Origin of the sequence: Elstera cyanobacteriorum, assembly GCF_002251735.1 — a bacterium.
Classification (GTDB): domain Bacteria; phylum Pseudomonadota; class Alphaproteobacteria; order Elsterales; family Elsteraceae; genus Elstera; species Elstera cyanobacteriorum.
The window spans coordinates 111,011-117,765 of record NZ_NOXS01000027.1; the positions used below are offsets into that span (position 1 = coordinate 111,011).

Annotated in this window: 6 protein-coding genes; 4 read left to right on the plus strand and 2 right to left on the minus strand. The window is 63.9% G+C overall.

The window, feature by feature from the left end; all coding sequences use genetic code 11:
* Positions 1-351: 351 nt before the first annotated feature.
* Positions 352-1,377, minus strand: coding sequence for a helix-turn-helix domain-containing protein (locus CHR90_RS04545; RefSeq protein ID WP_094407795.1), 1,026 nt, complete (start codon positions 1,375-1,377; stop codon positions 352-354).
* Positions 1,378-1,508: 131 nt separating this feature from the next.
* Here CHR90_RS04545 and CHR90_RS04550 point away from each other — a divergent pair, with 131 nt between their 5' ends.
* The 4 genes from CHR90_RS04550 to CHR90_RS04565 all read left to right on the plus strand — a co-directional run bounded on the left by CHR90_RS04550 (position 1,509) and on the right by CHR90_RS04565 (position 5,269).
* A complete protein-coding gene (locus tag CHR90_RS04550; RefSeq protein WP_094407796.1) occupies positions 1,509-2,546 on the plus strand; it encodes an alpha/beta hydrolase family protein in 1,038 nt (345 codons plus the stop codon).
* 365 nt (positions 2,547-2,911) lie between these two features.
* Entirely contained in the window at positions 2,912-3,412 is a 501-nt protein-coding gene (locus CHR90_RS04555; protein WP_094407797.1) for a CarD family transcriptional regulator, read from the plus strand.
* Between the two features lie 133 nt (positions 3,413-3,545).
* Positions 3,546-4,361: a hypothetical protein gene (locus tag CHR90_RS04560; protein ID WP_094407798.1), complete on the plus strand. Its 816-nt coding sequence runs from the start codon at positions 3,546-3,548 to the stop codon at positions 4,359-4,361.
* A gap of 128 nt (positions 4,362-4,489) precedes the next feature.
* Positions 4,490-5,269 carry a sulfite exporter TauE/SafE family protein gene (locus CHR90_RS04565; RefSeq protein WP_229671598.1) on the plus strand — a complete coding sequence of 260 codons (780 nt, stop codon included), beginning with the start codon at positions 4,490-4,492 and terminating at the stop codon, positions 5,267-5,269.
* On the opposite strand, the gene CHR90_RS04570 is transcribed toward CHR90_RS04565, so the two are convergent.
* A complete protein-coding gene (locus tag CHR90_RS04570) occupies positions 5,266-6,690 on the minus strand; it encodes a methyl-accepting chemotaxis protein (protein WP_094407799.1) in 1,425 nt (474 codons plus the stop codon). The two genes, CHR90_RS04565 and CHR90_RS04570, sit on opposite strands and share 4 nt — an antisense overlap.
* Between the last annotated feature and the right edge of the window lie 65 nt (positions 6,691-6,755).

Sequence of the window (6,755 nt, forward strand, 5' to 3'; positions counted from 1 at the left end):
ATTGGTGGTGGATGTGAGGGGGTGGAAACCTGGGGATTAAGGTTTTACCCAAATTTATCCCCAGATCTAAAAGTCGCCTGTCGGCCCTGTGGATGACTATGTGGATGCACGCGGCAAACCTGAGTCTAAGCGATTGTCTTACAATGAAAATCGATTCGTTAATTGCCTTGGGATAAGCCTGGAAAAAGGTCCGCTTTTGGCCCTTATCCCCAGATGCAAAACCCGCCCGGGTCTTTTTTCCCACAGGGGATGATCGCGGGAGAGCACGCGAGACGATGGGGATGAAAACGCCCGTGGGGATAAATCCAGGTTTTATCCCCAATTCATCCCCGACTTATCCACAGGTTTGCGTCAGACGGTCCCAGCCCGCACAGCACTGGGCGATCCGCCGAGAACACGGTGGCACTCACGATTGAAATTCGACTTGCTGCGAAAGCCGCAGCTTTCCATCACAACGCCAATCGGTTCGCTGCCATGCCGTAGCCGGGGTTCGGCCGCCAGCAGCCGGGCGCGGTTCACATACTGCGAGACATTCATGCCGTGGCACTGGTTGATCGCTTCCGACACGCGGCGAGCAGGAACATGCAGGCGTTTGGCAAGCCGGGCGAGGCTGAGGTCCGGGTCGCCATAAAGGGCAGGGTCGGCGAGGAGCGCGTCGAGGGCGGCCAAGAGGGCAGCGTGATCGGCTTCATCGGGTGTCGCTTTGGGAAGGGGCGACGGTTCGGGCGGGCGCATCGGCCGGGGTTGATGCAACAACCCCCAGCCCAGTGCCGCGATGACGCCGAGATTGCCGACAGCGATCAAACCGGGGGCGTGCCGTCCCTCCCAATAGAAAAAATCGACCGCAATGCTGCCGTCGATCAGGCTTTCCCCGGCCAAGAACAGCAGCATCACCCGCATGAGCAACCGCACGGGTGCGGCGGCAGCCAAGCCAATTCCCGGCCAGCCGTCCGGCCCCCGGCGGTAGAGCCGCGCCAAGCCGATGCCATAGCCCGCCATACTGATCAGAATGAAAAAATCCAACAGCGGCCTGAGGGGCGGTAGCAGGGGACAAACGATCATCAGCGCTAAGGCGGGGCCACCGTGCCGCAGCCCATCGCCGAGCGGCGGGCGGCTGGGGTCAATCAAGCGACGGAACCCCAGAAACGTCAGCGGGCCGATGGCAAACGGCAAAACCCGCTGCACCGGGATAAACTGATCAATCCCATAGCCGAACCGCAGCCCGACCAGCAGCGCCTGAGCGATAAACACGCCGCCGAGCGCAAGAAAATAGCCGCGCGCCACGGGCTCCACCGCCTCCGCCCGCGTGAGGCGGACGGCAAGCAGCGCCATCAAGAGGGCGGTTAGAAACGGCAGCGGTAGGTAAAAACCGGTCATTCATCGTCCCCGCGAGGGTCTGAAACCCGCTCTTTGGGTCTCAATCGCGATTGAGACCCGGGCACCCATTGCCCAGCAGCGGCCCCCCGGTTCTACATCGGCGGCACCCCCCACACGAGAGGAGAAACCCGATGAAACGCACACTGCTTGCCCTGCTTTTGCCGCTGTTGATCGCCCCCCTGGCAAGGGCGGAGATTGGCACCCGCGACGCCATACTGACCGACCGGGCGGACCGGCCCCTGACCCTGCGGTTCTTTTACCCGACGACAGCCCGGGAGGGTGCAGTGATGATCGGTGATAATCCGGCGTTGACGGGGGTGCGGGCGATTCCCGGCGCCCCCATCGTCCCCGGCCCTGCGCCTTTAGTGATCTTTTCCCACGGCTCGGGCGGTAATTTGACCAATCAGGCCTGGCTGGCGGCGGCCTTGGCGGAACGCGGCATGATCGCCGTTAGCCTTAATCATCCCGGCACGACCACCCGTGACAATGGCCCGCCCGGATCGGCCGCCCTCTGGGAGCGGCCCGCCGACATTCGCCGGGTGATCGATGCCGTGCTGCAAGCCGGTAACGGCATTCTGCCGTCCGGCGGGCAGGTCGCCCCGGATCGGATCGCCCTGATCGGCCATTCGCTCGGGGGGTTTACCGCCCTGTGGAGCCTTGGCGCCCGTTTTGATCTCGCGCGGTTCGAGGCGGATTGCCGGACGCCGGCCTCCCCGGCGCCCTGCCGGATCGCGAAGCTCTATCACCTTGGAAAAACGGCGGAGGCGCCCGCCCTCTTGGCCGCGGATCAGCGCGAACCCCGTCTGCGGGCGGCGGTGGCGCTCGATCCCGGGCTGGCGCGCGCTTTCTCACCGGGCAGTCTGATGCGCGTGGAAACACCGCTGCTGCTGATTCCAGCGACCGCCCCGAACCCCGAGATGCCGCCGGCTGCCGAAACCGGGTATCTGGCCGCCCATTTGCCTCCGGCCAACCATCGTGTCGAGCCGCTGGCCGGGGCCGCCCATTTCAGCTTCTTGCCGGAATGTAAACCCGGCGGGGCCGCGCTGATCGCGGCGGATGATCCCGACGATGCCATCATCTGCCGTGATGGGCCGGGCGGCGACCGCGCGGACCTGCACCGCCGGACCATCGGCCTGGTCGCCGACTTCCTTGAAAAGAGCGGGTTCTGATTTAAAAACGGGCGGGCTGTGACCAGCCTTTCACCGCCTGCATGCGTGCTATGCAGCCTGCCCTAAAATGAGCGAATCCGCCAGATTCGCGCAGGGGGAAACCTCCCTCTTAACCGGAAACCGCTACACTTAAATGACAAGGAGTGGTATGATCCGCTTAGTTTTCGAGCATGAGAGGGAAAACGCACCGGAAGGAATCTTCCTTCTGGCCCGTCTTTTTGTTTGATCTCAGCCAGCGACTTCAGGGGTGGCGACGGCGTTCGCGTCGGCGGTCCCTGTCGGTTTTTCTCACGGGAAAGGCCCCCTGTCTGGCGGGGGGCGGTTCCCGGCAAGCGGGCCTTAAGGCTCGATGGGGTGAAAAGGACATGGCACAGGAAGGGTTCGAGTTTCGGAACGGTGAGTTCGTGGTCTATCCGACGCATGGCGTCGGGCAGGTATTGAGCACCGAAACCCAAACCATCGCCGGGCATGAGCTGAAGGTTATCGTGATCTCGTTCGAAAAGGACCGGATGACCTTACGCCTGCCCGTCGCCAAAGCCCGTACCTCCGGTCTGCGTCGCCTGTCCTCGGAAGAGGAAATGCAGTCGGCGTTGGCGAAGTTGCAGGGCCGTGCCCGCGTGCGCCGCACGATGTGGAGCCGCCGTGCCCAGGAATATGAAGCCAAGATCAATTCGGGCGATCCGTCGGCTATTGCCGAAGTGCTGCGCGACCTGCACCGCACCACGGGCATTGCCGAACAATCCTACAGCGAACGCCAGATCTATCAGGCGGCGATGGACCGTCTGGTGCGCGAACTCGCCGCCGTCGAACGCATCGACGAAGATCAGGCGACCAAAAAGCTGGAAACCCTGCTGCAAGCGGCTTAATCCGCCGTTTTTACCAGGGGACTGATCGTCCCGTGATCCGCGTGTGACAAGCCCCCGCAGCCTGCAATCGGCTGCGGGGGTTTTCCGTCTTGGGCTTGACCCTTGCGGGCGAAGCGGCCTAGATCAACGGGCTATGGTCGAATCGGAACGATTTGCCCGCTTAAAAGGGCCTGCAACGCTTTGGGTCGTCGCCGCCGTGCATGGCGATGCCGCGCGTCTGGGGCGCTTGCACGCGGCCCTTGCCCCGCAGCTCCGGCTGGGGGATCGGCTGATCTATACGGGTAATCTGATCGGCATCGGTGGCGATACGCTGGCAACCTTCGAAGAAATGTTGGCATTCCGCCGTTGGTTTTTGGCGCGGCCTGCGGCGATTGTGAGCGATTTCATCTATCTGCGCGGCGCGCAGGAAGAAATGTGGAGCAAGCTGCTTCAACTCCATTTCGCCCCCAATCCGCGCGATGTGCTGGATTGGCTGATCGCCCAGGGCGCCGGGGCAACGCTGGCGGCCTATGGCGGTTCGGCAGCCGAAGGCCATGCGGCATCCCGCGAGGGGGCGGTGTCACTTGCGCGCTGGACGGCGGCGCTGCGCGCGGCGCAGAATGCCCGCCCGGGTCACGCCGCCTTATTGACCGGCGTCAAGCGTGCTGCCTTCACCGATCCGGCGGCGGTTTTGGTCGTTCACAGCGGGCTTGATCCCGACAAGCGGCTGGCCGAACAGAAAGACGCTTTTTGGTGGGACACGAAAGGTTTTAGCCGTTTAGCGGCGCGCGGCACGCCGTTCGAAGGGTTCGCGCGGATCGTGCGCGGGTTTGACCGGTCAGCGCCCGGGCTGGTGGAGGCCGGGGCGACCCTGACGCTCGATGGCGGCTGCGGACGCGGTGGCCCGCTGCTCGCCCTCGGCCTGCGTCCCGACGGGCACATCGTGGCGACGCTATCCAGCGATGCGTGAGGCGCGCTTCCCCCACCCCCTCCTCTCTGTCTAGGGTTTACGGCCTGAGAGAAAATCCCGCGCAGGTGGGATCCCCTGCGACGACGCATTTGCGTGTCAATCAAACAGTTTAACGACGGGAGGATTGGATGGACGGGCTGACCCTGGTGCAAATAGCTTTGCTTGCCGCGTCCGGCTTTATCGCGGGGGCGGTTAATGCCATTGCCGGGGGCGGGACGTTCTTTACCTTTTCGGCCCTGATTGCCACGGGTGTGCCGCCGATTACCGCGAATGCCACCAGTTCGGTAGCGATTACGCCGGGCAATATCACCGGCGCCCTGGCCTATCACCGCGAAATCCGGGCCCACGGTCCGCGTTTCATCGGCCTCATTCTCGTTAGCCTACTCGGTGGGCTGCTGGGGGCCGCGCTGGTGCTGCTGGTCGATAATCAGCAGTTCCGCGCGATGGTGCCCTGGTTCTTGGGTTTTGCGACGCTGCTCTTCGCCACCGGCCCGCGTCTTCAGGCCTGGACGAAGCAGGTCCGCGCCCGGGAGAAAGCCGACCCGTCGCTGCGCCCGAACCGGATCTGGGGCCGGGTCTTCCAATTCTGCGTTGCTATTTACGGCGGGTTCTTCGGGGCGGGCATGGGGATTGTCATGCTGGCGGGCTTGGCGATTACCGAGGGCGAGGATCACCATGTTCTCACCGCGTTGAAAAACCTGCTTGGCATGGTCATTCAGCTCGTGGCGCTGGCGCTTTTCATCTCCGGTGGGTTGGTAAGCTGGCCCCATTGCCTCGCCATTACCGTTCCAGCGCTGATCGGCGGCTGGACCGGCGGCTCCATCGCCCGCCGTCTGCCCGCTAAGATCGTGCGCCTGTTCGTCATCGGCGTCGGCACGCTGTTAACGATCCTGTTTGCCGTGCGCTAAGCGCGCCGCACGTCCGAAAAGAACCGCTCTATATCTTGCTTTAGCCGCTCGCCCTGATCGGAAAGATTGGTCGCAGCGCCGAGGAGATCGCCCGCCAAATCGCGGGTCCGGGCAACCTCGTGCCGGATGGTGTGAATGGTGCTCGATACGTCCGTTGTGCCGCGCTGCGCTTCGATAACATTCCGGGCGATTTCCTGGGTTGCGGCGCTTTGTTGGCGCACGGCGCTCGCCACCGTCGCACTGATCGCCCCAACTTGACGGATTGTATCGTTGATCGACTGAATGGCGGAAACGGCGCCACCGGTCGCCTGTTGAACGGCTTCGATCTGCCGAGAAATATCCTCCGTTGCCTGGGCGGTTTGGCTGGCAAGATTTTTCACTTCGCCCGCGACGACGGCAAAGCCCTTACCCGCCTCCCCAGCCCGCGCGGCTTCGATGGTCGCGTTGAGCGCTAGAAGATTGGTTTGGGCGGCAATGTCCTGGATCAGTTTGACCACATCGCCGATCCGTCCCGCCGCATCGGCCAGGGCGCGAACGGTGACGGCGGTGGCGTCGGCCTCGGTCATCGCGTGCTGGGAAATGCGGGACGACACCTCAACCTGCCGTCCAATCTCATCGACCGACGCCGACAGTTCTTCGGCGGCGGCCGCAACGGTTTCGACATTGCTTGCGGCTTGGTCCGACGCGCTGGCGACGGCGGTTGCGCCGGTTAGATTCGCATCCGCCGCGCCGATCAGCGTATCGGCGGACTGGGTGACGGTGCCCGCGATTCCGGCGAGAAGGCGGGTCGACTCGCTGCTGGCGGCGCCAAAGTTCTGAATGGCCGCGTCAAGGGCGGCCTGCCGGGCGCGGCGGGCCTCCTCTTCCAAGGCCTGCGCGGCCTCCAAGGCCCGTTTCTGCTGTCCGGCTTCTCGGAAGATCAGTACGGCGGCGGCCATCGCGCCGATTTCGTCGCGGCGGTCGGTTTCGGGCACGGTCTCCTCCAGCGCGCCCGCTGCAAGGCTGCGCATAGCGGCGGTCAGGCGCAAGACGGGGCGGGAAATCCCGCGCGCCAATCCTACCCCAAAGAGCGCAACGAGCAGGGTTGCGAGTGCCAAGGCGGCGAGAATTGCCCAATAGGCTCGTTCATATTCGCGGTCGCCATCGGCTGCCGCCTGTTCCCCGCCCGCGTGGGCGGCCGCGGTCATCTGGCGGAGGGTCTCGCTCAGGGCATCGAAGGCAACCTTCGACCGCGTGTAGAAAAGATCGGCGGCGGCTTGGGCTTTATCCTCCCCCGCAAGGGCGATGATCTGCGCGTTGAGCGCAAGGTAGCTTGTCCACTGGCGATCAAACTCCGGCAGCAGGGCCTTGATGGCGCTGCCATAATCCTGAGCACCGAAACTTTTGCGCTGTTCGGTCAGGATAGCGCGCGGCGCATCCATCTCGTAAAGCCGATCATCCGTAAGCGCTCATTTCCTAGCACATTGACGCGGCCCCTTTGAGCAGG